This window comes from Giesbergeria anulus, from assembly GCF_900111115.1.
GTDB classification, from domain to species: Bacteria; Pseudomonadota; Gammaproteobacteria; order Burkholderiales; family Burkholderiaceae_C; genus Simplicispira; species Simplicispira anulus.
In genome coordinates this window covers 77,628-104,050 of record NZ_FOGD01000003.1, presented here as the reverse complement: position 1 = coordinate 104,050, position 26,423 = coordinate 77,628, and the positions used below count along the sequence as shown (strand labels likewise).

Genomic DNA, 26,423 nt, shown 5'->3' with positions numbered 1-26,423 from the left:
GGCAAAAGTAAATAAAAGATAAAAGCTGTGTTTTTTTGCCGCGCAATGTAAGTTCTCGCGCAGCGCCACGATCAGAAGTTTCCTACGATGAAATCCTTGAACCGGCCAAAAACGGTTTGCACCGTACCGGTTTTTTGTGCTACCTTGAAGCCGCGCATGCGCGCCAATCGTGCTTCTTCGAGCAAGCCCATCACGGTAGCAGCACGCGGCTGAGCCACCATGTCGGCCAGGGCGCTGGAATATTTTGGAATGCCCCGGCGCACGGGTTTTAGGAAGATGTCCTCTCCCAACTCCACCATGCCGGGCATGACGGAACTGCCGCCAGTCAGTACGATACCCGAAGACAGCACTTCTTCATAGCCAGATTCACGAATCACCTGCTGCACTAAGGAGAAAATTTCTTCTACGCGCGGCTCCACCACACCTGCTAGCACTTGGCGGCTAAGCATGCGCGGGCCACGGTCACCCAAACCGGGCACCTCCACTTGGGCCTCAGGGTCAGCCAGCAGTTGTTTGGCATAGCCGCTTTCGACCTTGATGTCTTCTGCGTCTTTGGTGGGCGTGCGCAAGGCCATCGCGATGTCGCTGGTAATCAAATCGCCCGCTGCCGGAATTACGGCAGTGTGGCGGATAGCACCGCCGGTAAAAATAGCCACATCGGTGGTGCCAGCACCAATGTCCACCACCGCCACGCCCAGTTCGCGCTCGTCGTCGGTGAGTACAGCTTGGCTAGAAGCTAGCGGATTGAGCATGAGCTGCTCAACCTCTAAGCCACAGCGGCGCACACATTTGATGATGTTCTCAGCAGCGCTTTGCGCGCCGGTAACGATATGAATTTTGGCTTCTAAGCGAATGCCACTCATGCCTATGGGTTCTTTAACGTCTTGGCCGTCAATGACAAACTCTTGCGGCTCGACCAGCAGCAGACGCTGGTCGCTCGAGATGTTGATGGCCTTGGCGGTTTCGACCACGCGGGCCACATCGGCGGCGGTAACTTCTTTGTCTTTGATAGCGACCATACCGCTAGAGTTGAGGCCCCGGATATGGCTACCAGTGATGCCGGTATAGACGCGCTGGATTTTGCAGTCGGCCATCAACTCGGCCTCTTTGAGCGCCAACTGGATGCTTTGCACGGTGGCGTCGATATTGACCACCACCCCGCGCTTGAGTCCATTGCTGGGCGCTACACCCAAACCCACCAACTTGAGGGCACCGTTGGGCAACACTTCAGCCACCACCGCCATGATTTTGGCGGTACCGATATCCAGCCCAACCACTACATCTTTGTATTCTCTTGCCATATCCGTGTCTGCCTTTTGTTGTGCTGTGCCGCTTTACTTACGCGCTACTGTTGGTGTGCCCGGTGCCACCGTGGTCACGCCGCGCAAGCGCACGGCGTAGCCGTTGCTGTGGCGCAAGTCTGCCGACTCTAAGGTCTCGGGCTTGCGGCCATAATGCGCTGCCACCTGCCCCAGTGTGCTGACAAAGTGCTGGGCGCGCTGGCGTACCTCCTGCGCGCTTCCTCCCCCCAATTCCACCACGGCACCGCCCTCTAGGGTGACTTTCCAGCCACCACGGCCAGACAGCTCGAGTGTTTTGATGGGCGTAGCCAATAGGCCCTGCAACTGCTGGTACATCTGCCAGACTTGGGCTGATTGGTCTTCGGGGCCATGTAAGCGTGGCAGGCTTTCTAACTCGGCATCTTCACCATTGGCTTCAAACACCTCGCCCTCGGTGTTGACCATTGCTTCGCCTGGCTCTTTGCCCCAATGGGCCACAGCGTGGTGTTCTTGCAACACTACCTGCAAGGTGCGCGGGTATTGACGTCGGATTTGCGCCTTGCGCACCCACGGCACCTGCTCAAACGCTTTGCGCGCTGCGGGTAGATCGACGGTAAAGAAGTTGCCGGTCAGCTCAGGGGCCACGTTGGCACGCAAGGTCACGGCATTGTTGTGCACCAGCTCGCCCTGCACCACAATGCGCCCGATGGCAAAGGCGGGGTGGCGTAATGCCCACCAGGCCCCGGCTGCCAACACCAGTACGACGCAGCCCAAGAACAAGACCGAGGCGGCCAGGTTCATGAGCCGGACGTCCAGCGGTGCGGGCAGGGTGTCTGTCATGCAGCATCTCCGGAGTGCGCGGCGGTATCGCGGTCTGGCAACGGGGTGTCGAGGGTGGCCTGGGCCAGCAGGCGCAAGCACAGGTCTTCATAACTGACACCAGCAGCACGAGCCGACATAGGCACCAGAGAATGCCCGGTCATGCCCGGCGAGGTGTTGATCTCTAGCAGAAAAGGCTGACGGTCGGTGGCGCGGATCATGATGTCAGCACGCGCCCAACCCCGGCAACCCAAAGTGCGAAAGGCTTGCACCACCAGCGCTTGGATGGCCTGTTCCTCTGCCTCGGGCAGGCCGCTGGGGCAGTGGTATTGGGTGTCGTCAGTAAAGTATTTGTGCTCGTAGTCGTAGTTGCCTTGGGGAGCGACGATCCGAATCACGGGCAAGGCCTGCGCGCTGGCGGCCTCGCCCAGCACCGGGCAGGTGGTCTCATCACCAGCAATAAATTGCTCGCACAGCACTTCAGGGTCGTAACGTGAGGCCAGCGCGTACGCTTGGGCGCATTGGGCCACATCAGTGACTTTGGTCAGGCCGATGGTGGAGCCTTCGCGGGCGGGCTTGACGATCATGGGCGCGCCCAGCGCTTGCAGGGCCTGTTCGGTCTCGGTGGCGTTGGCTACCAAACGCCAATCGGGGGTGGGCAGGCCCTCGGCGCGCCACAGGCGCTTGGTCATGATTTTGTCCATGGCAATGCTGGAGGCCAGCACGCCTGAGCCGGTGTAAGGGATACCCAGCAGTTCTAGCGCGCCTTGCACGGTGCCGTCTTCGCCGTGGCGGCCATGCAGGGCAATAAAGCAGCGGCTGTAGCCATCGCGTTTCAGATCACCCAAGTTGTTGTAGGCAGGATCGAAGGAATGGGCATCGACACCACGCGCCCGCAGTGCCTGCAAAACACCGCTGCCCGACATGAGCGAGACATCGCGCTCGGCGGAGCTGCCACCCATCAATACGGCCACTTTGCCTAGGGCCGCTGTATCTATGTTGTTATCCTGAAGGCTCATGCCTTTACTCCGACGCTGCGCTGGGCAGCTCTTGCTTCTTTAACAAATCGACCACCTTACCTGGCACAGCGCCAATGGAGCCTGCGCCCATGCACAGCACCACATCGCCCGGCTGGGCTTGGTTGAGGATGGTGTGCGGCAGATCAGCGATATTGTCGATAAATACCGGCTCAATGCGCCCGGCCACACGCAAAGCACGGGCCAAAGCGCGGCCATCGGCGGCCACCAAGGGGGCCTCACCGGCGGCATAGACCTCAGTCAGCAGCACGGCATCGGCACTGCCAATGACTTTGACAAAGTCTTCAAAGCAGTCGCGGGTGCGGGTGTAGCGGTGTGGCTGAAAGGCTAGCACCAAGCGCCGCCCCGGAAAAGCCCCACGCGCCGCCGCCAGTGTGGCGGCCATCTCTACCGGGTGGTGGCCGTAATCGTCAATCAGGGTAAAAATGCCACTACTGGCGGGGGAGGGCAAGTCACCATAATGTTGGAAGCGCCGCCCAACGCCCCGGAAACCGGCCAATGCGCGCAGCAGGGCTTCATCGGGGATATTGAGCTCTACCGCCACGGCCACGGCAGCCAAGGCATTGAGGACGTTGTGCTCGCCCGCTAAGTTAAGCACCACCTCCAAGTCGGGCAGAGTAACGCCGTTGCGCCGCTGGACGGTAAAGTGCATTTGCCCGGCTTGGGCGCGCACGTTAACGGCACGCACTTGGGCATCTTCGGCAAAGCCATAGCTGGTGATGGGGCAGGTGACTTGCGGCAAGATGTCGCGCACGGCGGGGCTATCGATGCACAAAATAGCCGTGCCATAAAACGGCATACGGTGCAGAAAATCAACAAACGCCTTTTTCAAACGGCCAAAATCGTGGCCGTAGGTTTCCATGTGGTCGGCATCGATGTTGGTCACCACGGCCATCACCGGCAGCAGGTTCAGGAACGAGGCATCAGACTCGTCGGCCTCGACCACGATGTAATCGCCACTGCCCAATTTGGCATTGGCCCCAGCACTATTCAAACGGCCTCCAATGACAAAAGTGGGATCAAGGCCGCCTTCGGCCAGCACGCTGGTGACCAAACTGGTGGTGGTGGTTTTGCCGTGGGCACCGGCAATGGCAATGCCCTGCTTCATGCGCATCAGCTCGGCCAGCATCAGGGCGCGGGGCACCACCGGGATTTTTTTGGCGCGGGCGGCCTGCACTTCAGGGTTGTCGGCCTGCACAGCGGTGGACGTGACCACAGCATCGGCCCCGGCAATGTGGGCGGCATCGTGGCCCAAGTGGGTGGCAATGCCCAGCCCTTGCAAGCGGCGCAGCGTGGCGCTATCGGCCAAATCGGAGCCAGAGATGGTGTAGCCCAGGTTGTGCAGCACCTCGGCAATGCCGCTCATGCCAGAGCCACCCATGCCAACAAAATGGATATGTTGTACTGCGTGCTTCATGCGATCAGCGCCTCGCACGCACTGACGACCATCAGCGTCGCTTCTGTTTTCTGCATTTCTTTTGCCTTGATTGCGCGCTGCAACAGCGTTGGGCGCTCTAGGGTTTGTAACATTTTGGCCAGCATCTGCGCTGACAATTCGGGCTGTGGCAGCAACCAACCGGCACCAGCGTCTACCAAAAAGCGGGCGTTGGCGGTTTGGTGGTCATCGACTGCCGCCGGAAAGGGCACAAAAATGGCAGCGGCACCAATGGCAGCAATCTCGGTGACAGTGCTAGCCCCGGCCCGGCAAACAATGACATCGGCGTCGGCAAAAGCTTGGGCAGTATCGTCAATGAATGGCGTCAGGGTGGCCTCCACCCCGGCAGCAGCATAGTTTTGGCGTAGAGCATCAATTTGTGCCGCGCCGCTTTGGTGCGTGACCAAAGGCCGCAGCCCCGGCGGCAACAGGGCCAGCGCTTGGGGCACCACCTCGTTGAGTACCTTGGCCCCTAAGCTGCCCCCCACCACCAACAGGCGCAACGGCCCGCTGCGCCCAGCAAAGCGCTCTTGCGGTGCGGCTTGCTGCAAAAAGGGGGCACGCAAGGGATTGCCCACCCAATGCCCTTGGGCAAACACACCCGGAAAGGCCGTAAACACCTGATCGGTCACGCGGGCCAACAGCTTGTTGGCCATGCCCGGCACAGAGTTTTGCTCATGCAGCACCAGCGGCTTGCCTGCCAGCCGCGCCATCAGGCCACCCGGAAGGCTGATGTAGCCCCCCAGCCCGACCACCACATCAGGCTGCACGCGCCGCACTACGGCCAGCGCTTGCCCACAGGCACGGAGCAAGCGCAGCGGTGCCAACGCCAAAGTTTTGAGGCCCTTGCCGCGCACACCAGAAAAATCAATGGTTTCGAGTGCAAAGCCTTGCGGCGGCACCAAGCGCGCTTCCATGCTGGCGGGCGCACCCAGCCAATGCACCTTCCAGCCGCGCTCGCGCAGCGCATGCGCCACGGCCAACCCTGGAAAGATATGTCCGCCAGTACCACCGGCCATGATGAGAGCTGTTCTTTGCTTCATGCGTGGCCCCCACGCATCAACAAGCGGTTTTCATAGTCGACCCGAAACACCACCGCCAGTGCTACCAGATTCATCAAAATGGCCGAACCACCAAAACTCATTAAAGGCAAGGTCAGCCCCTTGGTGGGCAAAGCCCCAAGGTTCACGCCCATATTGATAAATGCCTGAAAGCCCATCCACATCGCTACCCCTTGGGCCACCAGCCCGGCAAACACCCGATCTAGGGCAATGGCTTGGCGGCCAATATGCATGATGCGCCGAGTGAGCCAGAAAAACAGGCCAATCAGTACCAACACGCCAATCAGGCCAAACTCTTCACCAATCACTGCCAACAAAAAGTCGGTGTGCGCTTCGGGCAGCCAGTGCAGCTTTTCAACACTGCCGCCCAGCCCCACGCCAAAAATCTCACCCCGGCCAATAGCGATGAGTGAATGCGACAACTGATAGCCCTTGCCCAAGGCGTGCTTCTCGCTCCACGGGTCAAGGTAGGCAAAAATGCGCTCGCGCCGCCAGTCAGAAAACCAAACCATGGCGGCAAACGCCAGCACCAAGATGGCGGCAATCAGGAAAAACATGCGCGCATTGACGCCGCCCAGAAAGAGAATGCCCATTGCAATGACGGCAATCACCATAAAGGCCCCCATGTCTGGCTCGGCCAGAAGCAAGGCCCCGACGATGGCAACGGCAGCACCCATAGGCAGCACCGCGCGGAAGAAGCGCTCTTTGACCTCCATCTTGCGCACCATGTAGTCGGCGGCGTAGATCAGCACGGCAAACTTGGCCAGTTCAGAGGGCTGAAAATTCATCACCCCCAACGACAACCAACGCCGCGCCCCATTAACCACTGTGCCCACATGGGGCACCAACACCAGCACCAGCAAGAACAAAGACAATAAGAACAAGCTGCGCGCATAGCGCTCCCAGATCGCCATCGGCACCTGAAAAGCCATCAGCCCAGCCACAAAGGCCAGCACCAGCCCCACCATGTGGCGCACCAAAAAGTGCATGGGTGTGATCTTGCCAAAGCGTGGGTTGTCGGGCAGCGCAATGGAGGCCGAATAGACCATCACCAGCCCCCAAGCCAACAAAGCCACCACCACCCATAGCAGCGCCTGATCGAACCCCAGCACGCTGGCTGGGGTGGTGGACGTCTGGCGGTACTCCATACCCCCCACCCGCACCGGCAGACCATCGAACGCCTGCCCTTGGGCAGGGTGAAACCAACCCCGAATGCGGTGGCGCAAGCCCATCGGTGCAGCTGCGGCGTCCATCACAGCCCCCCTGCCAGTGTTTGGCCGCACTCATCGGCCAAAGTTTGCACCGCAGCGCAAAATACTTGGGCGCGGTGGGCGTAGTCTTTAAACATATCCAGACTGGCGCAGGCGGGTGACATCAACACGGCATCGCCAGCATGGGCCTGCTGCGTGGCCAGTTGCACGGCCTCCGGCAGGGTCGCGGCTTGTAACAAAGGCACGCCGGTGTCTTGCAGGGCAGCGGTGATGTGGGGCGCATCACGCCCGATCAGCACCACAGCACGGGCGTGGCGGGCCACTGGCACGGCCAGCGGAGAAAAATCTTGCCCCTTGCCATCACCACCCAAAATGACCACCAAGCGCCGATCTGCCCCCAAACCGGTGAGCGCCGCCACCGTGGCACCCACATTGGTGCCTTTGCTGTCGTCAAAGTATTCAATACCGTTGACTAAGCCGATGGACTCCACACGGTGCGGCTCACCTTGGTACTCGCGCAGGCCGTAGAGCATCGGGGCCAGCGCACATCCAGCCGACTGGGCTAAGGCCAAAGCTGCCAAGGCGTTGATGGCATTGTGCCGGCCCCGGATGCGCAGGGCATCGGCGGGCATGAGGCGCTGGATATGCAGTTCCTCTGGCTCTTGGCTGCGGCTGCGCTGGCGCGTCTCGTCGGCCTCAGCGGCACGCACCAGCCACGCCATGCCGCTCACAGTTTCGATGCCAAAATCGCCGGGACGCCGGGGCAGGTCGCCACCAAAGGTGACATGGGCACGCTGCTGGGGCTTTTGCAACTTGGTACGCACGGGCGCGGGCAGCATCGCCATTACCGCTGGGTCTTCGCGGTTGAGCACCATCAGGGCGTTGGCACCAAAGATGCGCGCCTTGGCGCTGGCATAAGCCTCCATGCTGCCATGCCAATCCAAATGGTCTTGCGTGACATTGAGCACCGCTGCAGCGGTGGGTTCAAAGCCAGTCACGCTATCGAGCTGGAAGCTGGACAACTCCAACACCCAAACCTCGGGCAAAACACCAGCCTCTAGCCGCGCCGCCAGCGTATCGAGCAGCGTGGGGCCAATATTGCCCGCCACGGCCACTGTTTTACCGGCCCGCTCAACCAATTGCCCAGTCAGAGAAGTGACGGTGGTTTTGCCATTGGTGCCGGTAATCGCCAGTACCGCTGGGGCATAACCTTGGGCAGTCTGCAAATCCTGCAAGGCGGCCGCAAATAAACTGAGTTCTCCCCCGGTCACGATGCCACTGGCCTGGGCTGCCGCCAGCACTGGGGCCACCGCCTCTGGGCTTAACCCCGGCGAGCGGTACACCGCCTGCACAGGTCGCCCTTGCACCAGATCAGCACTGAACGGCCCAGCCACAAAGGCCACCTGCGGCCACTCGGCCTGCAAGGCTGGCAACTGCGGCGGTTGGGCGCGGGTATCGGCCACCGTGACGTGGGCACCGGCACGCGCGCACCAACGCGCCATGGCCAGCCCAGAAGCTCCCAGGCCCAAAATCAGAATATGCTGCTCTTGCAAGGACATGGCGTTTACCGCAGTTTCAGGGTGGACAGGCCGACCAAGCACAACAGCATGGTGATGATCCAAAAGCGCACCACCACTTGGGTCTCTTTCCAGCCGCTCTTTTCAAAGTGGTGGTGCAGTGGGGCCATTTTTAGCAGGCGGCGGCCTTCGCCGTAACGCTTTTTGGTGAACTTGAACCAAGTCACCTGCGCCATCACCGACAGCGCCTCGACCACAAAAATGCCGCCCATGATGGCCAGCACGATCTCTTGGCGCACGATGACGGCAATCGTGCCCAGCGCGCCGCCCAGCGCCAGCGCCCCCACATCGCCCATAAACACTTGCGCCGGATGCGTGTTGAACCACAAAAATGCCAGCCCCGCCCCAGCCATCGCAGCGCAGAAAATCAGCAGCTCGCCCGACCCCGGAATATGCGGCAAAAACAGGTACTTGGCGTAAAACACATTGCCAGTGACATAGGCAAACACCCCCAGCGCCGACCCCACCATGACCACCGGCATGATCGCCAAGCCATCGAGGCCATCAGTGAGATTGACGGCATTGCTAGCCCCGACAATCACCAGATAGGTCATGATGACAAAGCCCAGCACGCCCAGCGGGTAACTCACTTCTTTAAAGAAGGGCAACAGCAGCCCGGCCTGCGCGGGCAAATTGACATCAAAGCCTGAGCGCACCCACGACATGAACAACTCCAGTACCTTGTAGTTGTTGCTCTCAGAAATGCTGAACACCAAATACAACGCCGCCAGCAGCCCAATGATGGACTGCCACATGTATTTCTCACGCGAGGGCATGCCCTCAGGGTCTTTGTTCACTACCTTGCGCCAATCATCGGCCCAGCCGATGGCTCCAAAGCCCAGAGTGACGATGAGCACAATCCAAACGAAGCGATTGGCCCAGTCAAACCACAACAAAGTAGAGACGGCAATCGACATCAAAATCAACACACCGCCCATCGTGGGCGTGCCGCTCTTGACATGGTGGGTTTCCATGCCGTTGGTGCGGATGGGCTGGCCGATCTTTAAAGAAGTAAGGCGGCGAATCACCGCTGGCCCGGCCACCAAGCCGATGAGCAGCGCCGTCAAGGCCGCCATCACGGCGCGAAACGTCAAATACTGAAAAACCCGGAAAAACCCAAAATCGGGCGACAAGCCCTGCAACCACTGCGCTAACCAAATCAGCATGCAACCCCCATGGTGGCTGGTGCTTGGATAGTCGTGGCTACGGTTTGTGTTTGTGCGGGCGCTGGTAGCACCTCCAGCACCTGTTCCATCTTCATGAAGCGTGATCCCTTAATCAGCACACTGCCCACCGTGGGCAGGGCTGCGCGCACTGCGGCTTGCAGTTGCGCCATGTTGTCAAAATGCTGCGCGCCGGGGCCAAAGGCGGCCACAGCGTGCTTGGTTTGTGTCCCCAGCGCCAGCAGTTGCGCTATGCCACTGGCGCGGGCGTGTTGCCCCGCTTCGGTATGGAACTGCGGCCCCTCGTCGCCCACCTCGCCCATATCGCCCAGCACCAGCAGGCGCGGGCCGGGCAAATCGGCCAGTACGTCAATGGCGGCGCGCACCGAGTCGGGGTTGGCGTTGTAGGTGTCGTCCACCACGGTAACGTTGCGCCCAGCCAGCACCACGTCCAAAGCGCGTGAGCGCCCCTTGACCGGCGCAAAATCCTCTAGGCCCTGCGCAATCGCCGCCAGCGGCACCCCAGCTGCCAGCGCACAGGCAGTAGCGGCCAGCGCGTTGCGCACATTGTGGCGGCCCGCAATATGCAAGGCACAAGCCAACGGCCCTTGCGGGGTGGTGATCTGTACTTGCCAAGCACCAGCGTGCCAGTCGGCAGCCAGCACCTGCACATCCGCACCTGTGCCGCCAAAGGTCAGGCAGCGGCGCGCCCCAGCCAGACCTTGCCAAAGCGGGGTATGGGGTTCATCAGCGGGAAACACCGCTACGCCATCGGCAGGCAGCGCCGTGAGCACGGAGCCGTTTTCTTCAGCCACGGCTTGCACCGTGCCCATAAATTCGAGGTGCTCACGCTGCGCGTTATTCACCAGCGCCACCGTGGGCTGGGCGATGCGGGCCAGCTCGGCGATCTCGCCGGGGTGGTTCATGCCCAACTCCACCACACCAACGCGGTGGGCAGGCGTGAGGCGGAGCAGCGTTTGTGGCACGCCAATGGCATTATTCAGGTTGCCTTGGGTAAAAAACGCGGCCTCGCCCGCATGGGCGCGCAAGATGGAGGCGACCATCTGCGTCACGGTGGTTTTGCCATTGCTGCCCGTCACCGCAATCAGTGGCAGGGCAAACTGGCTGCGCCAACCGGCAGCCAAGGCACCCAAGGCAACAAGGGTGTCGGGCACCTCAATGCCGGGCAGGCCCACCTCTGCCAAGCCAGCGTGGGCAATGGCTGCTACCGCCCCCACAGCACGGGCTTGGGCCAGAAAATCGTGGGCATCAAAGCGCTCACCCTTGAGGGCAACAAACAAATCGCCCGGCTGCAAAGTACGGCTATCGGTATGCACGCGGGCTACCGCCACCGTACCATCCCCCACCAGCTTGGCCTGCGGCTGCCACGAGCCTATCCAGCCCTGTGCTTGGGCGAGTTTCATCATGCTGTTCATAAAGCACCGCCTCCCCGACGTTGCAAGGCCGCTTGGGCTTGGGCCATGTCGGAAAAGGGCCGACGCCCGTCTGCGGTCTCTTGGTAATCTTCGTGGCCTTTACCGGCAATCAACACCACATCAGCTGCATCGGCTTCGGCCAGCACCTCGGAGATGGCAGCGGCCCGGTCTGGCTCGACCAGTAAGGTGGTGCCCGCAATCGTGCCCTGCAAAATTTGGTGGATGATGTGCTCAGGCGGCTCGCTGCGCGGGTTGTCGCTGGTCACTACTATCCAATCGGCCCCTTGCTGGGCCGCAGCACCCATCAGCGGGCGCTTGCTGCTATCACGCTCACCACCACAGCCAAAAATGCACCACAGCTGGCCGCCACGGGCAGCGGCCACAGGGCGCAATGCGCGCAAGGCTTGGGCCAGCGCATCGGGGGTATGGGCATAGTCCACGGCCACCAAGGGCACACCGGGGGCCGCAATGCGCTGCATCCGGCCCGGCACCGGCTCCAAGTGCTCGCACGCCTGTACCGCCGCTTGTAACGGGATACCCAAGGTGCGCAGTGCAGCAATCACCCCCAGCAAATTAGAAACGTTGTAGTCACCAATCAGTGCTGTTTGCAGCAGGTACTGCTCTTGCCCTTCTACCACCACAAAGCGCAGACCATCGCCGCCCAAGTCCAAGTCTTGTGCCTGCAAACGGGCCTCTTGGTGCATGGACACGCTCCACAAGTCCAGCCCACGCCCTTCCAGCGAGGCATGGAGCTGCATTCCATGCGGGTCATCAATGTTGATGATCGCCGCTTCCATGCCCAACCAGTCAAACAGCGCCACCTTGGCCTGCCAGTAGGCTTCCATAGTGCCGTGGTAATCCAGATGGTCTTGGGTGAAGTTGGTAAACACGCCCACGCGGATGCGGGTGCCTTCAAGGCGGTGCTCGGCCAGCCCGATGGACGAGGCCTCAATGGCACAGCTACGCACACCAGCATCCACAAACTGGCGCAATGCGCGTTGCAGGCGCAGCGGGTCAGGGGTGGTCAGGCCGGTCATGGTCAGGCGCGGCAAAATACCCATGCCCAAAGTGCCCACGAGGGCGCAAGGAATGGGCGTATCGTGTTCCGGCTCACGCACCAACCCGCTCAGGGCATTGGCCAACCACCAAGCGCTACTGGTCTTGCCATTGGTGCCCGTAAAAGCCACCACATCCAGCGCCTTGCTAGGGGCTGCAAACCAATCGGCAGCGATCAAACCGGTAGCCATTTTCAGGCCAGCATAAGTGGCTACATCTTCGCCCTCTAGGGCAAAGGGCTCTACCCCGGTCAGCTCTACCAAACAAGCCACCGCCCCACGGGCGCGGGCATCGCGCACATGGGCACGGCCATCGCTGCTGGCTCCGGGCCAAGCGATGAAGCCATCACCGGGCTGCACTTGGCGGCTGTCGGTGTGCAAAGTTCCGGTGACGCGGGCGCGCAGCCAGTGCATGGCCTCCTGAGGCGAAGCGAGATGAACGATCACAGAGACTCCTCTACTGGGTTGGCCACAATCTGCGGCTTGACGTCAATATCGGGCTGCACACCCATCATGCGCAAAGTTTGCTGTGCCACCTCACTGAATACCGGGGCTGCCACCAAGCCGCCATAGACTTGGCCGTTGCTCGGCTCATCGACCATGACGGCAATGATGATGCGCGGCTTGTCGATAGGGGCCATGCCGGTAAACCAAGCACGGTACTTGCCAGCGGCATAACTCTTGCCAATTTGCTTGCGCGCCGTGCCCGACTTACCACCCACCGAATACCCTTGGGTTTGTGCGCGCTGGCCGGTGCCACCGGGGCCAGCGGCCATTTGCAGCATCTTGCGAATCTGGCTGGCCGTTTTGGGTGAAAACACCGGCACGCCCACCGCAGGCTCGCTGCTCTTGAGCATGGTGGCCGGAATGATGCGGCCATCGTGGGCAAACACGGTGTACGAACGTGCCATCTGGAACAGGCTGGCCGAGAGGCCATAGCCATACGACATGGTGGCCTGCTCCACCGGACGCCATGTTTTGTACGGCCGCAAGCGCCCACTAACGGCCCCCGGAAACGCAATTTGGGGCTTTTGACCAAAACCGGCTGCCGAGAAGGTTTCCCACATCTCTTTAGCGGGCATCTGCATCGCCAGCTTGGTGGTGCCCACGTTGCTCGATTTTTGGATCACGCCCTCGACCGTTAATGCGCCGTAGTTGTGCGTATCTGAAATGGTGGAACCAGTGATAGTGATGCGCCCTGGGTTGGTATCGATCACCGTTTCGGGACGCACGCGCTTGGTCTCTAGTGCAATGCCGATGGTAAAGGGCTTCATGGTCGAGCCCGGCTCAAAGGTATCGGTAATGGCGCGGTTGCGCAATTGTTCGCCAGTGAGGTTTTTACGCTTGTCTGGCACATAACTGGGGTAGTTAGCCAGCGCCAGCACCTCGCCGGTGTTGGCGTCGAGTACCACCACACTGCCCGCCTTAGCCTTGTGCGCTTCTACTTGGTCACGCAGCTTTTGGTAGGCAAAGAACTGCACCTTGCTGTCAATGGACAACTGCATATCGCGGCCATCTTGCGGCGGAATCTCTTCGCCCAAGCCATCGACCACCCGACCCAGCCGGTCTTTAATCACACGGCGCGAACCGGCCTTTCCTGACAGCAACTTGTCAAAGGCCAGCTCCATGCCCTCTTGGCCTTTGTCCTCGACGTTGGTAAAGCCTACGACGTGCGCGGCAGATTCACCCTCAGGGTATTGGCGCTTGTATTCTTTGCGTTGGTACACGCCCTTGATGTCTAAGGCGGCAATTTTTTGCCCGATATCCCAATCGAGCTGGCGCTTGATCCACACAAAGGTTTTGTCTTCATCGGCCAGCTTGGCCTGCAATTCAGGCAGCGGCATCTCCAGCAGCTTGGCCAAAGCTGGCAGCTTGGCCCGCACTTCAGGGTTATCAAGCTCTACGTCTTCTGGAATGGCCCAAATACTGGCCGCCGGCACACTAGAGGCCAAAATCAGGCCATTGCGATCCAAAATTTTGCCCCGGTTGGCAGGCAACTCCAGCGTACGGGCAAAGCGCACCTCGCCTTGGCGCAAGAAAAAATCGTTGTCTAGTACCTGCACATAGGCGGCCCGCGCACCCAACCCCACAAAGCCCAACGCAATCATGCCCACAATGAAGTGACTGCGCCAAGCGGGCGTCTTACTGGCCAGCAGCGGGCTGGAGGTATAGAGCACACTGCGGCTCATGGCTGCCCCTTAGCTGGTAACGCCACATACTGCGTGATGGGGGGTGTAGCGGTGTGCATGTGCAATTGGTCGCGGGCCATGGTTTCTACCCGCGACGGGGTGGCTTGGGCGCGCTTTTCTACCTGCAAGCGCTCATGTTCAGTTTCTAGCCGCCGCGCCTCAGCCACAGCACGGTCAAGCGCTGTGTACAGCACCCGCGACTCATACTGCGTGCGCACCACCTGCATGGCGCTGAGGATGACCAGCACCAACAACACCAAATTCAAGCGCATCATGCCCGCGCATCTCCTGCTGTCACCTCGGTGCGCTGGGCCACACGCATCACGGCACTGCGCGCACGCGGATTGGCCGCCACTTCAGCCGCAGAGGGCTTGATGCGCTCGAGCGCCTGCAAGCGCATGGCTTGGGGCGGGGCAAAAGGCATACGCCGGTCATAAACCTCTTTGGCATGTTGGGCAATAAACTGCTTGACGATGCGATCTTCTAGCGAGTGAAAGCTAATCACCACCAAGCGCCCGCCCGGCTGCAACACGTTCAGGCTAGCCTGCAAGGCTTGCTCTAATTCGTCTAGCTCGGCATTGATAAAAATGCGCAGCGCCTGAAAAGTGCGGGTAGCCGGGTGTTGGCCGCCTTCGCGGGTTTTGACCACGCTGGCTACCAAATCGGCCAGTTCTGCCGTGGTTTGCAGTGGGCCACGCTCTTGACGCCGCGCCACAATCGCCCGACCAATCGGGCCCGCAAAGCGCTCTTCGCCATAGTCGCGCACTACTTGGGCAATTTGGCCCGCATCTGCTTGGGCCAGCCAGTCGGCCACACTTTGGCCGCGCGTGGTGTCCATGCGCATGTCCAGCGGCCCATCAAAGCGAAAACTAAAGCCGCGCTCTGGGCTGTCAATCTGCGGCGAGCTGATGCCCAAGTCCATCAGCACCCCGGCCACGCTGCCCGCAGGCAGATCGGCCAAGTGACAAAACCCCTCATGGCGAATCGAAAAACGCGCATCGTGGATGCGCGCTGCTTCGGAGATGGCTTCGGGGTCTTTGTCGAACGCCAGCAAGCGCCCGACGGGCGGTAATCGCGACAAAATATGCCTAGAGTGCCCGCCCCGGCCAAAGGTGGCATCAATCCAGAGGCTGTCTGGGGGCACAGCGGCGGTATTGCCCAACAAAGCCGCCACGGCCTCGTCTAGCAGCACCGTGGTGTGTTGCAACACTGGGGAAGCGAGCGTCATGGCTGCCTCCCATAGTGAGCGCCCAAGCGTGCCCATCCTGTAGGGACGCACAGCCACAGCCGCCCCTTCGCACCCCGACCCCGCGAACAACGCCCTTGAAACACAGACACCCCAGCTATTTTTTCGTTGACTTGCCCCGAAAAACCGGGGAAAAATGCGCTTTTTCCTGCCATAGCGCAAACTATTTGCACTGTAGCAGGAATTGGCATTCCCCCCCAAGGCCATACCCCAATTTAGCAAGTTTGGGGGCAGCTATCCAGAGGTCTTTGGCGTTACAAAATGTAACGGGACAGGTCTTCGTCTTGGCTCAAAGCTTTTAAGCGCTCATCCACATAAGCCGCATCAACCAACACGGTTTGGCCGCTGCGCTGGGTGGCATCAAAGCTGACCTCATCGAGTAGGCGCTCCATCACGGTAGACAAACGCCGGGCACCAATGTTCTCGGTACGCTCGTTCACTTCAAAGGCAATGCGCGCCAAGCGGGTGATGCCCTCAGGGGTAAATTCAAGCTGCACGCCCTCAGTGGCCAACAGCGCTTGGTATTGTTTTACCAGTGAGGCGTTGGTTTGGTTCAGGATGCCCTCAAAATCTTGCACCGAGAGCGAATCCAACTCGACGCGGATCGGAAAGCGCCCCTGCAACTCTGGAATCAGGTCACTGGGCTTGCTCAGGTGAAAGGCCCCCGAAGCCACAAACAAAATGTGGTCGGTTTTGACCATGCCATATTTGGTGGAGACGGTGGTGCCCTCTACCAGCGGCAGCAAATCGCGCTGCACGCCTTGGCGTGACACATCGGCACCGCTGGTTTCTTGGCGCGCCGCTACCTTGTCAATTTCGTCAATAAACACAATGCCGTTTTGCTCGGCGTTGTGCAGGGCGCGGGTTTTGATTTCTTCTTCATTGACCAGCTTGCCCGCTTCTTCATCGATCAGCAGCTTGCGGGCCTCGGCAATTTTGAGCTTGCGCGTGCGCCGCTTGTCTTGGCCCATTTGGCTAAACACGCTGCGCAACTGCTCGGCCATCTCTTCCATGCCCTGTGGCCCCATGATTTCGACTTGGGGGCGGGCATCGGCCAGATCAATGTCGATTTCTTTGTCGTCCAACTGGCCTTCGCGCAGTTTTTTACGAAACACTTGGCGCGCCGTGCTGTCGGCGGGTGGCTCGCCGGTGCGTGCCGATGGCAGCAACACATCCAAAATACGCTCTTCGGCAGCGTCTTCGGCGCGTTCACGCAATTTTTGCACTTGCGCTTGGCGCTCTTGCTTGACGGCAATCTCGGCCAAATCGCGGATGATGGCATCGACATCTTTGCCCACATAGCCCACCTCGGTGAACTTAGTGGCTTCTACCTTGATAAAGGGCGCATCGGCCAAACGGGCCAAGCGCCGGGCGATCTCGGTCTTGCCCACACCCGTGGGGCCAATCATCAAAATATTTTTGGGCGTGATTTCATGGCGCAGCGGCTCGGCCACCTGCTGGCGACGCCAGCGGTTGCGCAAAGCAATGGCTACGGCCCGCTTGGCGGCAGGCTGACCAATGATGTGCTGATCGAGCGCAGTAACAATGTCTTGGGGAGTCATAGAAGACATGGGCAAACCTTTTTAGAGCGTCTCAATGGTGTGGTGCATATTGGTATAAATGCACAGCTCGCCCGCAATTTCCAGCGACTTTTTGATGATCTCAGCCGGGGGCAAATCGGTGTTGTTGAGCAGCGCTTTGGCAGCAGAATGGGCATAAGCGCCACCACTGCCAATCGCCACAATGCCCTGCTCAGGCTCCAAAACATCGCCATTGCCGGTGATGATGAGGCTGGCACTGTGGTCGGCCACGGCCAGCATGGCTTCTAGGCGGCGCAGCACGCGGTCGGTGCGCCAGTCTTTGGTCAGCTCAATGGCGGCACGGGTCAGGTGGCCTTGGTGCTTTTCGAGTTTGGCTTCAAAGCGCTCAAACAAAGTAAAAGCATCGGCAGTGGCACCGGCAAAACCGGCCAGCACCTTGCCGTGGTAGAGCTTGCGCACTTTGCGCGCCGTGCCTTTGACCACGATATGGCCCAAAGTGACTTGACCATCGCCACCAATAGCCACCTGCACCCCATCGGGGGTTTGGCGGCGTACGCTCAAAATAGTAGTGCCGTGAAACACGGCCTGTTCGCTGTTCGATTGCATAAAACCCTAATTGGGAGCAAAGGCCCGATTTACAAGCCAGCCGCTGCGGCCAGCGTCAATTTTTGCGCGGAATAATCCAAGCGTGGTCATTGATGCCAACCACATTGAACAACACCGCCACCAGCCGGTGCAGGTTCTTGAAATGTACTTCGCGCTTTTGCGCCTGCTGTTCTGCCGCCCAGTTCAAGATGGAGCCTGCCGCAGAAAAATCGACGCGGATCAGCCGGTCACAGGGCACCACCAAAGGCTCACCGGGGTGGGCCAATACTTCCAGCGTCTGTAGGACTTCGGTGGCATCGCTCTCGATATGGCCAGCCAAACCCACTGGCGCAGCCGCTTGCGCCCCCTCGGCGGGCGTACTGGGGGCCAGCAGGTCATGGCTGGCCGTATCGCCTTGGGCCGCATCGACATAGGTACAACGCGGATCGATCCAAGAGGGCGGCGAGACCTCGTAGGTGACGCAATAATCGAGCGCTACCAGCTCAAACTCTTCGGGCTGCGCCATAAAACGCAGCGCCGCCATGCGCAAGCGCCACCATTCGGGGTTGTTGCTGCGATCGCCGGACTGGGTGTGCGCCTGCAACAGCGCCTGCAAACGCTCGGCCCCCACAAACACCAGTTGGGCTTTTTGGTCACCCCAGCGGTTGAACTCTTGGGTAAGGGCGGGCAGGGCAGCCTCATCAATGGAGGCCAAGCGGCTCCAAACCATCGTCCAAGGCGGGCTAGTGCGCCCCAACGAGGCTTGCAGCGCCGCTACCGATTGCAATGTCATGCTGGACGGCGCATTCCAGTTGAAATCACGGCGCACTGGGGCGGCGGCACTGTTTTGGGCTGCTGTGGCCAAGCCCAACTGTTCAGGCATAGAAAACCACAACGGTGCCGAGCGGCCAAATTGCGCAGCAAAATCAATAGCCAGTTTGTCAAATGCTTCTTGGTTGCCAGTGGCCCGGTACAGGTCAAACAGGGTCATCCAGATTTCTTGCAACGCGGGCGTGGCCTCGGTGGGATGCTGGGCCAACGCGTCCAGCAGACAAGCCCCGGCACCGGCATAGTCGGCATTGGCAAACAAAATGGCGGCTTCTTCCAGGTCGGGATCGTGCACGAAAGGCTCCAAGGGAACAGGTGCCGCCGCAGGCAAGGGCGAGAACTCCAGCGGGGCATCCGGGGGCGAAGACAACCACTGCGCCGCCACACCACCAAAATTGGCGATGAGCATGCTGTCATGGGCAAAGAGGGGTTCAGCCGCAGCTTGGGGGTCAAGATTACCGTGCAAAGACACAGGTACCGTCGAGGCGAACGACACACTCAAGGGCGTAGCACTGGTATTGCCCGCAGGCACCGAATCGGCCAGCAAGCCAGGCAATGCGCCCAAGTGTGGCCGAGACTCTGGCGGTGCCGGTGGCTGCACGCCTGCCCTTGCCAGTGGCGAGACCGGAAGCTGGGCAGCAAAACCAGCCTCAGGGGTGGCCGGTTTGCCTTTCCACCACTGCATCGACATCTGGGCTTCGATTTCGTCGATTTTTTTGATGGTGCCAGCCCGGTCGTCAGGCAAAGTCAGGCTGCTTTGAAAGAACGAGGGGCGCACCGCCGGGTCTTCTACCCGGTGCCCAGCCAACGCATCGCGCTGGCGTAGCTTGCGCAGGTAGTCAAACTCGCGCTTGCGCACAAAATCGTTGCGCCGCTTGCGTTCGAGCATCTCCTTGAGCATCTGCTTGCTGTACTGGCTCTCACGGTCGGTCTCAATGGCATCGAGGTCCGTCCAGTTCGCGGTGGGGTTGCGCACAAAGCGCACCACCTTGGACAGCAGACCACCAGGGGGAGATTCTTCTTTGCTCATGGCAATATAGACCGGAGGATGCTAAAGCACATCAAGCAGTGCTGGTGCGCATATCAATCGCCAAACATTTTTTGCTTGAGTTCGCGGCGTTGCTGTGCTTCTAAGGACAACGTGGCCGTGGGCCGCGCCAATAGGCGCCCGACACCGATAGGCTCGCCGGTTTCATCGCAATAACCGTAGTCGCCCGCATCAATGCGGCCAATGGATTGCTCAATCTTTTTCAGCAGTTTGCGTTCGCGGTCGCGAGTGCGTAACTCTAGGGCGTGCTCTTCCTCAATGGTGGCACGGTCAGCGGGATCGGGCACCACCACAGTGTCTTCACGCAGGTGCTCGGTGGTCTCACCGGCATTGGTGTGCATGTCGTTCTTGAGGTTGACCAGCTTGAGGCGGAAAAAAGCCATCTGCACATCGTTCATGTACTCGCTGTCGGGCATGGCCAGCACGTCAGCATCGGTCAGCTCTGGCAGAGGCTTGATTTTCCAATTGTTGGCCAGTTTGGCGTCTTTCTTGATAGAGCCGGCGAGCGGCGACACTTGCATAGTAGAGGGCATGGTGTTGGTATAGCTGGCTTTGGCAGCAGTGGAGGCCACGGTTTGGGCCATGGACGGAACCGTCAATGAGGCCAGACGCGAGGAAGGCCGGGTACTGCGCACAGGCTCTTGGCTTGCCCCGGCGGGGGCGGCGGCGGCCACCGCCACAGGGCTGCTGGCCTTGGCGGACGTTTTGGCAGCAGACTTTGCTGGTGCCTTAGCGGCAGCAGTGGTGGCCGCAGGGGCCTTGGATTTGCTGGTGTCGGCTGTCATGTTTGCTGTCTCCTCACAGTACGGCGCGCCTGTGGCGACGCCAGCGGCGCGCCAGGAGGCACTGGGGCAATAAGCCCATGTGTTTACCGGGGCGCGATTGTATCGGCTGGCACCGCCCCAGCGCGCAGCGTGGTGCCATAGCCACAGTATGAAGCATACACGGTGGCAATAGCGTTCAGGCTAAACACTGCCCAAGCACTGCTCGAGCCCTTGCAACAAAATGTCTTGGGGCAGGTCGATGCCGATGAACACCATCTTGCTGCTGCGCTCCTCGCCCGGTGCCCAAGCAGGCCCCAGATCGCTACCCATGAGCTGGTGTACGCCCTGAAAAATCACCTTGCGCTCCGTACCCACCATGTACAGTACACCTTTGTAGCGCAACATGCGCGGGCCATAAATGTTGACGATAGCGCCCAAGAAATCTTCGAGCTTGGCCGGGTCAAAGGGGCGCGGAGAGCGGTAAACAAAGCTCTTGACGTCATCGTCGTGGTGATGGTGGTGACCGTGGCTGTGCTGGTGCGATGGATGGTGGCAGTGCTCGCCGTGGTCGTGCGCATGGTCATGGCCGCAGTGGCTATGGTCGTGGTCATGCTCGTGTTGCGCTGGTTCCTCTTTGAGAAAATCTGGGTCAATATCGAGCTTGGTATTGAGGTTAAAGCCGCGCAAGTCCAGCACCTCTTTCAGGGATACCTCGCCAAAATGCACCGCTTTGATCGGGGCACGTGGGTTCATGTGCTTGAGACGGTGCGTCAGGGCATCTACCTCTTCGCTAGTGACCAAATCGGTTTTGGACAAAAAGATTTGGTCGGCAAAGCCTACTTGGCGGCGCGCTTCTTGGCGGTCATTGAGTTGCTGGGCGGCGTGCTTGGCATCCACCAAAGTGATGATGGAGTCGATCAGGTAGGTTTCGGCAATTTCTTCATCCATGAAGAAGGTTTGCGCCACCGGGCCGGGGTCGGCCAAGCCGGTGGTTTCGATCACCACACGCTCAAAATCGAGCGAGCCCTTGCGCTTTTTGGCAGCCAGCAGTTGCAGCGTTTCGCGCAGATCTTCGCGGATGGTGCAGCAAATACAGCCATTGCTCATCTGAATGATGTGCTCTTTGGCATCCGTGACCAAAATATCGTTGTCGATGTTTTCTTCGCCAAACTCGTTTTCAATCACGGCAATTTTCTGGCCGTGGGCCTCGCTCAGAATGCGCTTGAGCAGCGTGGTTTTACCTGAACCCAGAAAGCCAGTGAGGATAGTGACAGGAATGAGAGACATGGAAGCAGCACTTTCGATGGGGAAATACAAATACCTGAAAGCAACACCCACGCCCGCCAACGGGCGTGGTGCTTGCAGGAACCAACCAAGGTTTTTTAGAGTGTACCGAGCATGTCAAGCACTCTGGCTGGCGCTAATTTCAAAGCTGCTGAAAGTCTGGCCGCCGCTTCTCCACAAAGGCACTGAAGGCTTCGCGGGCCGCTGGCTCGGCCAGCATACGGATAAAGCGCGCGCCCTCTTGCTCGATGCGCTCTAGCACGGCGGGGGCTTGGCCCAGCTTGAGCAGGCGCTTGGTCTCGATCAGCGCCGCTAGTGGCTTGGCTGCCAGTTTGCGCGCCTGCGCTTGCGCTACCGCGTTGCATTCGGTGGGCGGCAGTATGCGGTTGACCAAGCCCACCTCCAGCGCCGCCTCGGCAAAAAACGGCTCACCCAACAACAGGGCTTCAGCGGCGCGGTGGTAGCCCAACATCTGCGGCACCAACAAGCTCGATGCTGCCTCAGGGCACAAGCCCAGATTGACAAAAGGCATGGAAAACGCGGCATTGTCGCCCGCATAGACCAGATCGCAATGGAACAACAGCGTGGTGCCAATACCCACGGCGGGGCCGCACACGGCGGCCAGCAAGGGCTTAGGAAAGGCAGCCACGGCCCGCATCAAGCGAAACACCGGCGCATCCAGCGTCTCGGGTGGATTTTGCAAAAAGTCGGCAATATCATTGCCAGCACTGAACACGGCTACATCGCCCTGCAACACCACCACGCGCACGGCCGCATCGGTGGCGGCCGCCTCGAATAAATCGGCCAGCGTGGCGTACATACTGCTGGTGATGGAATTCTTTTTTCCCACCCGATTAAAGGTGATGGTGCTGATGCCAGCTTCGGTATGCACCAAGATATCGGTATTGGAGGTACTCATCGGGTTCATTCTTTGAAGTAAACAATCTGGTGCGTAGTGGCCAGCAGATGGCCGGACTCGTTCCACAGCTCAGCGCTTTGGTCAAAAAAGCCATTAAAAAACGATTGCGCCCGCGCCTGCCCCAGCAGGTAATCGGTGCCAGTGGCAGCCAGTTCAGCCGCACTGGCATGAAAGTACACCGTCATTGATACCGTGCCCACTGGCGTCATGAAGGCGCGGCGACGCCACACCCGTGGATAAAACACATCGGCCAGCGCCGTCAGGCTACAAAAATCGAGCGGGCGCGGTGGGTCGTCGCGCATCCAGAGCTGGGTTAGGCTGTCAGCCTCGGTGCCGTTCCACTCCGTGGGCACCTCACCGGCGCAAGGGCGCATATCGTAGCGGCGCACCCAAGCCACCGGCTTGGGCTGCGTGGCCCGCGCCACCGTAGCCGGTGGCGGCACATCGGGCATCACAGCATCTACCGCACTCCAAGTCTGGCGACGCTTGGCAGTAACAGCGGTGGCCGTCAGCACCACCGAATCCACACCCTCGCTGTTGGTTTGTGAGAGGGTGATTTGCCAGTGCTGGGTAGAACGGTTGGTACGCACGGGCCGGGCCTCGGCACGAAAGCTGCCCTCTTGTAGCGCAGCGGCAAAATTGGCGGTAAACGATATGGGTTCGCCCAGCAACTCAGGGTGCTGGAGCACGGCATTCATGGCTTGGGCGGCGATGAGGCCACCAAACGGCCCCACCATGTTCATGTAATCGTGATGGGTTTGGCCTTGCCAGTGGCGCGCAGCCTCGCGGCCATGCTCATGGGCGGTGTTAGCCACTGGGGTCAGGGTCAGCGCCTGATCTAAAGGATGCACTGCGGATACGGTAGTTTTTTTCAAAACAAACTCCTGAAAAGACACAGGCAGTAAGTATCCGCCGAAAAAGCAAAAGCCACCAACCGGTAGGCTGGTGGCTTTTTGTCTCAATCACGACTGGCTTAAGCCAGCGGGTGATTAGAAGTTGTGGCGAATGCCCAGGCCCAGGTGGTTCTTAGCACCGGTCTTGTAGACAGCAGCGCCGTCTTGCTTGCCGTCATTGTAGTAAGCAGCGTAAGCAAAGGTGCGCTTAGACAGGGCGTACTTGCCTTCGACCAACACGTCGGTGTCTTTGGCCTTGGTATCACGAGCGATGTCCAGAGTCACAGAGAAAGCACCAACGGGCACAGTAGCGCCGAGGGTGAAACCACGTTGCTTCATAGCAGTGGTGTTGGAGGGAGCTACGCCACCCTTGTAACCGTCTTGGTAGGAAGCAGCGATCTTGGCAACGCCCAGATCATACGAACCGCCCAGAGCCATATTGGCCTTGTGCTCTTGCACCTTGTTGTAGGACAGAGCAGCAGCGATGGGGCCGTTTGCGTAGATGACGTTCAAGTCGTACTTAGCGTTGTCACCCACTGCATCGGGGGTATCGGGCTTCAGAACCACGGCCAAGCTGGCAGTCACGCCACCGAAGTTGGGGGTGGTGTAAGCGATTTGGCTGTCGTTACGGGCACCAGCGGCCACGAAGCCGAATTGGTTAGCCACGGCAGAGTAGTTGGCAGCGCCAGTCAGTTCCCAAGCAGCCAGACCCATATAGCTAGGTGTCAAGTCACGACCCAGACGTACGCGACCGAAACCACCCGACAGATCCAAGAAGGCAGCACGGTTCCAAGCACCAGTAGCGCCACCGGTCAGGGCACCAGACTCAGGGTTGATACCTTGTTCGAAATTGAAGGAGGCCTTCAGACCACCGCCCAAGTCTTCCACGCCACGCAGGCCGATACGGCTGTTGCCGTTGTTCAACATGCCGCTGCCGCTCAGTTGAGTGGAGATGCCATTGGACTTTTGCAGGCTCAGATCAGCCACGCCGTACAGGGTGACAGAAGATTGGGCCATAGCGGCGCCGGAAGCAGCCAGCACGGACAGAGCGATTAGGGATTTTTTCATTGCGAGTACTCCAAGGTTAAACAGAGGGCGCCGGTACGGGGGGCTCGGTTGCAGTGCCTGCGCAGTCCCGCCGGTTCCCCGGGCCAACCTCCTGGTGGGGAAGTTGCTCCTATTGCACCAGAGGCGCGCCAGTTTCGCAAAGGAATTCCCCCACAATGGGCGTCAAACGCAAAATCCGTTGCACTGCCGCAACATCGGGGCACCATGCCCCTTAATTGGAGAACCTGATGGATACCCTGCTCACTGCTGCTGATGCCGCCCTGCGCACCCTGTTTGCACCCCACCGCGCCCAAGAGGCCTCCCCAGCACGCCATTGCGCCAAGCCTGAAATGGAACCTGCGCAGCAGCGTCTGTCGGGGGCCTTGATGCGTGTCAACCATGTGGGAGAAATCTGTGCCCAAGCCCTTTACACCGCCCAAGCGACCATGACCCGCGATGAACAACTGCGCGCCCACCTGTGGCAGGCGGCCCGCGAAGAAGGCGACCATCTGGCTTGGACGCGCGAGCGCTTAGACGAGTTAGGCGACCGGCCCAGCCTGCTCAATCCGCTGTGGTACGCCGGGGCCTTTGCCATTGGCGTGGTGGCATCCAAAATCAGCGATGCCGTCAGCCTAGGCTTTGTGGTCGAGACCGAAAACCAAGTGTCCGCACACTTGCAAAGCCACCTAGAACGCTTGCCCGAAGAAGACGAAGCCTCCCGCGCCATTGTCGCCCGCATGAAAGACGATGAGGAGCGCCACGCCGCTGATGCTCTCGCCGCTGGCGCACTAGAACTGCCCGCCCCCGCCAAAGCCCTGATGCAGGTAGCGGCCAAGGTGATGACGACCACGGCGCACTACATCTGATCGCCCGATTCTGGTCATAATGACCGCCAAGCGAACCAAACGACAGAGGGATTTGTGGACATCACCCAGTTGCTGGCATTCAGCGTCAAAAACAAGGCTTCCGATTTGCACCTGTCTGCGGGCTTGCCGCCGATGATCCGGGTGCATGGCGATGTGCGCCGCATCAATGTCGATGCGCTTGACCACAAGACCGTACACAGTATGGTGTACGACATCATGAGCGATGCCCAGCGCAAAGCCTATGAAGAGTTTTTGGAGGTGGACTTCTCGTTTGAGATTGAAGGATTGGCGCGTTTTCGCGTCAATGCCTTTAACCAAAATCGGGGGGCAGCTGCGGTGTTTCGTACCATTCCTAGCAAAATCTTGACACTAGAGCAGCTCAATGCGCCCAAGATTTTTGCCGATTTGGCGCTCAGGCCGCGTGGCTTAGTACTGGTGACAGGGCCTACGGGTTCGGGCAAATCCACCACGCTGGCCGGGATGGTCAATTATTTGAATGAAAACGAATACGGTCACATCCTAACGGTAGAAGACCCGATTGAATTTGTCCACGAGTCCAAAAAGTGCCTTATCAACCAGCGCGAGGTCGGGCCAATGACGCTGTCCTTTGCGGCAGCGCTCAAATCGGCCCTGCGTGAAGACCCAGACGCCATTTTGGTGGGCGAAATGCGCGACTTGGAAACCATCCGTTTGGCCATGACGGCGGCAGAAACTGGGCACTTGGTATTTGGCACGCTGCACACTTCCAGCGCCGCCAAAACCATTGACCGGATCATTGACGTCTTCCCTGCCGAAGAAAAAGAAATGGTGCGGGCCATGTTATCTGAGTCTTTGCAGGCCGTGATTTCGCAATCGCTGTGCAAACTCAAAGACGGCTCAGGCCGCGTGGCAGCCCACGAAATTATGATTGGCACCAGCGCCATCCGCAACCTGATCCGTGAGGCCAAGGTGGCACAGATGTATTCGACCATCCAGACCAGCAGCAATGTGGGAATGCAAACACTCGACCAAAATTTGGCCGACTTGGTGCGTCGCAACATTATCAGCCCGGCTGAAGCACGCAGCAAAGCGAAGATTCCTGAGAACTTCCCTGGCTGATAGGCCATCTGATAGTGCGAGCCCCCGCTGTTGGGTGGCAA

General features: G+C 59.7%; 24 protein-coding genes. 3 read left to right on the top strand and 21 right to left on the bottom strand.

All coding sequences use genetic code 11. The features are described 5' to 3' along the window. Positions 1-71: 71 nt before the first annotated feature. The 17 genes from ftsA to dksA all read right to left on the bottom strand — a co-directional run bounded on the left by ftsA (position 72) and on the right by dksA (position 20,146). Entirely contained in the window at positions 72-1,301 is a 1,230-nt protein-coding gene (gene ftsA, locus BMX55_RS07350) for a cell division protein FtsA (protein WP_091455207.1), read from the bottom strand. 33 nt (positions 1,302-1,334) lie between these two features. Next, positions 1,335-2,120, bottom strand: a complete 786-nt coding sequence (locus tag BMX55_RS07345; protein WP_091455203.1) for a cell division protein FtsQ/DivIB — start codon at positions 2,118-2,120, stop codon at positions 1,335-1,337. Further along, the gene (locus tag BMX55_RS07340) at positions 2,117-3,118 is read right to left on the bottom strand and encodes a D-alanine--D-alanine ligase (protein ID WP_091455199.1); all 1,002 of its coding nucleotides are present in this window, start codon (positions 3,116-3,118) and stop codon (positions 2,117-2,119) included. Before BMX55_RS07340 ends, BMX55_RS07345 begins: the two co-directional genes overlap by 4 nt. 4 nt (positions 3,119-3,122) lie before the next feature. Continuing rightward, positions 3,123-4,553 (bottom strand): UDP-N-acetylmuramate--L-alanine ligase, encoded by a 1,431-nt coding sequence (gene murC / locus BMX55_RS07335; protein WP_091455197.1) that lies wholly within the window; start codon positions 4,551-4,553, stop codon positions 3,123-3,125. Then, on the bottom strand, positions 4,550-5,614 hold the full coding sequence (gene murG / locus BMX55_RS07330) for an undecaprenyldiphospho-muramoylpentapeptide beta-N-acetylglucosaminyltransferase (protein ID WP_091455194.1): 1,065 nt from the start codon (positions 5,612-5,614) through the stop codon (positions 4,550-4,552). Before murG ends, murC begins: the two co-directional genes overlap by 4 nt. Next, positions 5,611-6,885, bottom strand: a complete 1,275-nt coding sequence (ftsW, locus tag BMX55_RS07325; RefSeq protein WP_091455707.1) for a putative lipid II flippase FtsW — start codon at positions 6,883-6,885, stop codon at positions 5,611-5,613. Before ftsW ends, murG begins: the two co-directional genes overlap by 4 nt. Further along, positions 6,885-8,402, bottom strand: coding sequence for a UDP-N-acetylmuramoyl-L-alanine--D-glutamate ligase (murD, locus tag BMX55_RS07320; protein WP_091455191.1), 1,518 nt, complete (start codon positions 8,400-8,402; stop codon positions 6,885-6,887). The genes ftsW and murD overlap by 1 nt, the downstream gene beginning before the upstream one ends. Before the next feature lie 5 nt (positions 8,403-8,407). After that, positions 8,408-9,586 (bottom strand): phospho-N-acetylmuramoyl-pentapeptide-transferase, encoded by a 1,179-nt coding sequence (mraY, locus tag BMX55_RS07315; protein ID WP_091455190.1) that lies wholly within the window; start codon positions 9,584-9,586, stop codon positions 8,408-8,410. After that, positions 9,580-11,010, bottom strand: a complete 1,431-nt coding sequence (locus BMX55_RS07310) for a UDP-N-acetylmuramoyl-tripeptide--D-alanyl-D-alanine ligase (RefSeq protein ID WP_091455704.1) — start codon at positions 11,008-11,010, stop codon at positions 9,580-9,582. Before BMX55_RS07310 ends, mraY begins: the two co-directional genes overlap by 7 nt. A gap of 5 nt (positions 11,011-11,015) precedes the next feature. Further along, positions 11,016-12,488, bottom strand: coding sequence for a UDP-N-acetylmuramoyl-L-alanyl-D-glutamate--2,6-diaminopimelate ligase (locus BMX55_RS07305; protein WP_091455187.1), 1,473 nt, complete (start codon positions 12,486-12,488; stop codon positions 11,016-11,018). A gap of 29 nt (positions 12,489-12,517) precedes the next feature. Next, the gene (locus BMX55_RS07300) at positions 12,518-14,263 is read right to left on the bottom strand and encodes a peptidoglycan D,D-transpeptidase FtsI family protein (protein ID WP_091455183.1); all 1,746 of its coding nucleotides are present in this window, start codon (positions 14,261-14,263) and stop codon (positions 12,518-12,520) included. Continuing rightward, complete coding sequence (gene ftsL / locus BMX55_RS07295) at positions 14,260-14,538, bottom strand: cell division protein FtsL (protein ID WP_091455181.1); 279 nt, start codon at positions 14,536-14,538, stop codon at positions 14,260-14,262. The genes BMX55_RS07300 and ftsL overlap by 4 nt, the downstream gene beginning before the upstream one ends. After that, a complete protein-coding gene (gene rsmH, locus BMX55_RS07290; protein WP_091455702.1) occupies positions 14,535-15,491 on the bottom strand; it encodes a 16S rRNA (cytosine(1402)-N(4))-methyltransferase RsmH in 957 nt (318 codons plus the stop codon). Before rsmH ends, ftsL begins: the two co-directional genes overlap by 4 nt. Positions 15,492-15,763: 272 nt before the next feature. Next, entirely contained in the window at positions 15,764-17,080 is a 1,317-nt protein-coding gene (gene hslU / locus BMX55_RS07285) for an ATP-dependent protease ATPase subunit HslU (RefSeq protein ID WP_091455178.1), read from the bottom strand. A gap of 12 nt (positions 17,081-17,092) precedes the next feature. Then, positions 17,093-17,656, bottom strand: coding sequence for an ATP-dependent protease subunit HslV (gene hslV / locus BMX55_RS07280; RefSeq protein WP_091455175.1), 564 nt, complete (start codon positions 17,654-17,656; stop codon positions 17,093-17,095). A 55-nt stretch (positions 17,657-17,711) separates the two neighbouring features. Continuing rightward, on the bottom strand, positions 17,712-19,493 hold the full coding sequence (locus BMX55_RS07275) for an STAS domain-containing protein (RefSeq protein WP_091455172.1): 1,782 nt from the start codon (positions 19,491-19,493) through the stop codon (positions 17,712-17,714). 53 nt (positions 19,494-19,546) lie between these two features. Beyond that, positions 19,547-20,146, bottom strand: coding sequence for an RNA polymerase-binding protein DksA (dksA, locus tag BMX55_RS07270; protein WP_245751331.1), 600 nt, complete (start codon positions 20,144-20,146; stop codon positions 19,547-19,549). On the opposite strand from dksA, the gene BMX55_RS16685 reads away from it, so the two are divergent. Further along, positions 20,094-20,369: a hypothetical protein gene (locus BMX55_RS16685; RefSeq protein WP_245751335.1), complete on the top strand. Its 276-nt coding sequence runs from the start codon at positions 20,094-20,096 to the stop codon at positions 20,367-20,369. The two genes, dksA and BMX55_RS16685, sit on opposite strands and share 53 nt — an antisense overlap. Before the next feature lie 107 nt (positions 20,370-20,476). On the opposite strand, the gene BMX55_RS07265 is transcribed toward BMX55_RS16685, so the two are convergent. From BMX55_RS07265 to BMX55_RS07250, 4 genes are all read right to left on the bottom strand, one after another. Then, positions 20,477-21,562: a CobW family GTP-binding protein gene (locus BMX55_RS07265; RefSeq protein WP_091455165.1), complete on the bottom strand. Its 1,086-nt coding sequence runs from the start codon at positions 21,560-21,562 to the stop codon at positions 20,477-20,479. A 139-nt stretch (positions 21,563-21,701) separates the two neighbouring features. Continuing rightward, a complete protein-coding gene (locus BMX55_RS07260; RefSeq protein WP_091455164.1) occupies positions 21,702-22,478 on the bottom strand; it encodes an enoyl-CoA hydratase in 777 nt (258 codons plus the stop codon). A 5-nt stretch (positions 22,479-22,483) separates the two neighbouring features. Next, on the bottom strand, positions 22,484-23,353 hold the full coding sequence (locus BMX55_RS07255; RefSeq protein ID WP_091455698.1) for an acyl-CoA thioesterase: 870 nt from the start codon (positions 23,351-23,353) through the stop codon (positions 22,484-22,486). A gap of 114 nt (positions 23,354-23,467) precedes the next feature. Beyond that, positions 23,468-24,439: a porin gene (locus tag BMX55_RS07250; protein ID WP_091455161.1), complete on the bottom strand. Its 972-nt coding sequence runs from the start codon at positions 24,437-24,439 to the stop codon at positions 23,468-23,470. A 227-nt stretch (positions 24,440-24,666) separates the two neighbouring features. On the opposite strand from BMX55_RS07250, the gene coq7 reads away from it, so the two are divergent. Further along, entirely contained in the window at positions 24,667-25,284 is a 618-nt protein-coding gene (coq7, locus tag BMX55_RS07245; protein ID WP_091455157.1) for a 2-polyprenyl-3-methyl-6-methoxy-1,4-benzoquinone monooxygenase, read from the top strand. 54 nt (positions 25,285-25,338) lie between these two features. Further along, positions 25,339-26,382: a type IV pilus twitching motility protein PilT gene (locus BMX55_RS07240; protein ID WP_091455153.1), complete on the top strand. Its 1,044-nt coding sequence runs from the start codon at positions 25,339-25,341 to the stop codon at positions 26,380-26,382. Positions 26,383-26,423 lie beyond the last annotated feature (41 nt).

Bases quoted from the DNA above. Each gene is read 5' to 3' on its own strand.
- ftsA (WP_091455207.1), bottom strand. From the start codon at position 1,301: ATGGCAAGAGAATACAAAGATGTAGTGGTTGGGCTGGATATCGGTACC.
- BMX55_RS07345 (WP_091455203.1), bottom strand. From the start codon at position 2,120: ATGACAGACACCCTGCCCGCACCGCTGGACGTCCGGCTCATGAACCTG.
- BMX55_RS07340 (WP_091455199.1), bottom strand. From the start codon at position 3,118: ATGAGCCTTCAGGATAACAACATAGATACAGCGGCCCTAGGCAAAGTG.
- murC (WP_091455197.1), bottom strand. From the start codon at position 4,553: ATGAAGCACGCAGTACAACATATCCATTTTGTTGGCATGGGTGGCTCT.
- murG (WP_091455194.1), bottom strand. From the start codon at position 5,614: ATGAAGCAAAGAACAGCTCTCATCATGGCCGGTGGTACTGGCGGACAT.
- ftsW (WP_091455707.1), bottom strand. From the start codon at position 6,885: ATGGACGCCGCAGCTGCACCGATGGGCTTGCGCCACCGCATTCGGGGT.
- murD (WP_091455191.1), bottom strand. From the start codon at position 8,402: ATGTCCTTGCAAGAGCAGCATATTCTGATTTTGGGCCTGGGAGCTTCT.
- mraY (WP_091455190.1), bottom strand. From the start codon at position 9,586: ATGCTGATTTGGTTAGCGCAGTGGTTGCAGGGCTTGTCGCCCGATTTT.
- BMX55_RS07310 (WP_091455704.1), bottom strand. From the start codon at position 11,010: ATGATGAAACTCGCCCAAGCACAGGGCTGGATAGGCTCGTGGCAGCCG.
- BMX55_RS07305 (WP_091455187.1), bottom strand. From the start codon at position 12,488: ATGCACTGGCTGCGCGCCCGCGTCACCGGAACTTTGCACACCGACAGC.
- BMX55_RS07300 (WP_091455183.1), bottom strand. From the start codon at position 14,263: ATGAGCCGCAGTGTGCTCTATACCTCCAGCCCGCTGCTGGCCAGTAAG.
- ftsL (WP_091455181.1), bottom strand. From the start codon at position 14,538: ATGATGCGCTTGAATTTGGTGTTGTTGGTGCTGGTCATCCTCAGCGCC.
- rsmH (WP_091455702.1), bottom strand. From the start codon at position 15,491: ATGACGCTCGCTTCCCCAGTGTTGCAACACACCACGGTGCTGCTAGAC.
- hslU (WP_091455178.1), bottom strand. From the start codon at position 17,080: ATGTCTTCTATGACTCCCCAAGACATTGTTACTGCGCTCGATCAGCAC.
- hslV (WP_091455175.1), bottom strand. From the start codon at position 17,656: ATGCAATCGAACAGCGAACAGGCCGTGTTTCACGGCACTACTATTTTG.
- BMX55_RS07275 (WP_091455172.1), bottom strand. From the start codon at position 19,493: ATGAGCAAAGAAGAATCTCCCCCTGGTGGTCTGCTGTCCAAGGTGGTG.
- BMX55_RS16685 (WP_245751335.1), top strand. From the start codon at position 20,094: ATGGACGGAACCGTCAATGAGGCCAGACGCGAGGAAGGCCGGGTACTG.
- BMX55_RS07265 (WP_091455165.1), bottom strand. From the start codon at position 21,562: ATGTCTCTCATTCCTGTCACTATCCTCACTGGCTTTCTGGGTTCAGGT.
- BMX55_RS07260 (WP_091455164.1), bottom strand. From the start codon at position 22,478: ATGAGTACCTCCAATACCGATATCTTGGTGCATACCGAAGCTGGCATC.
- BMX55_RS07250 (WP_091455161.1), bottom strand. From the start codon at position 24,439: ATGAAAAAATCCCTAATCGCTCTGTCCGTGCTGGCTGCTTCCGGCGCC.
- coq7 (WP_091455157.1), top strand. From the start codon at position 24,667: ATGGATACCCTGCTCACTGCTGCTGATGCCGCCCTGCGCACCCTGTTT.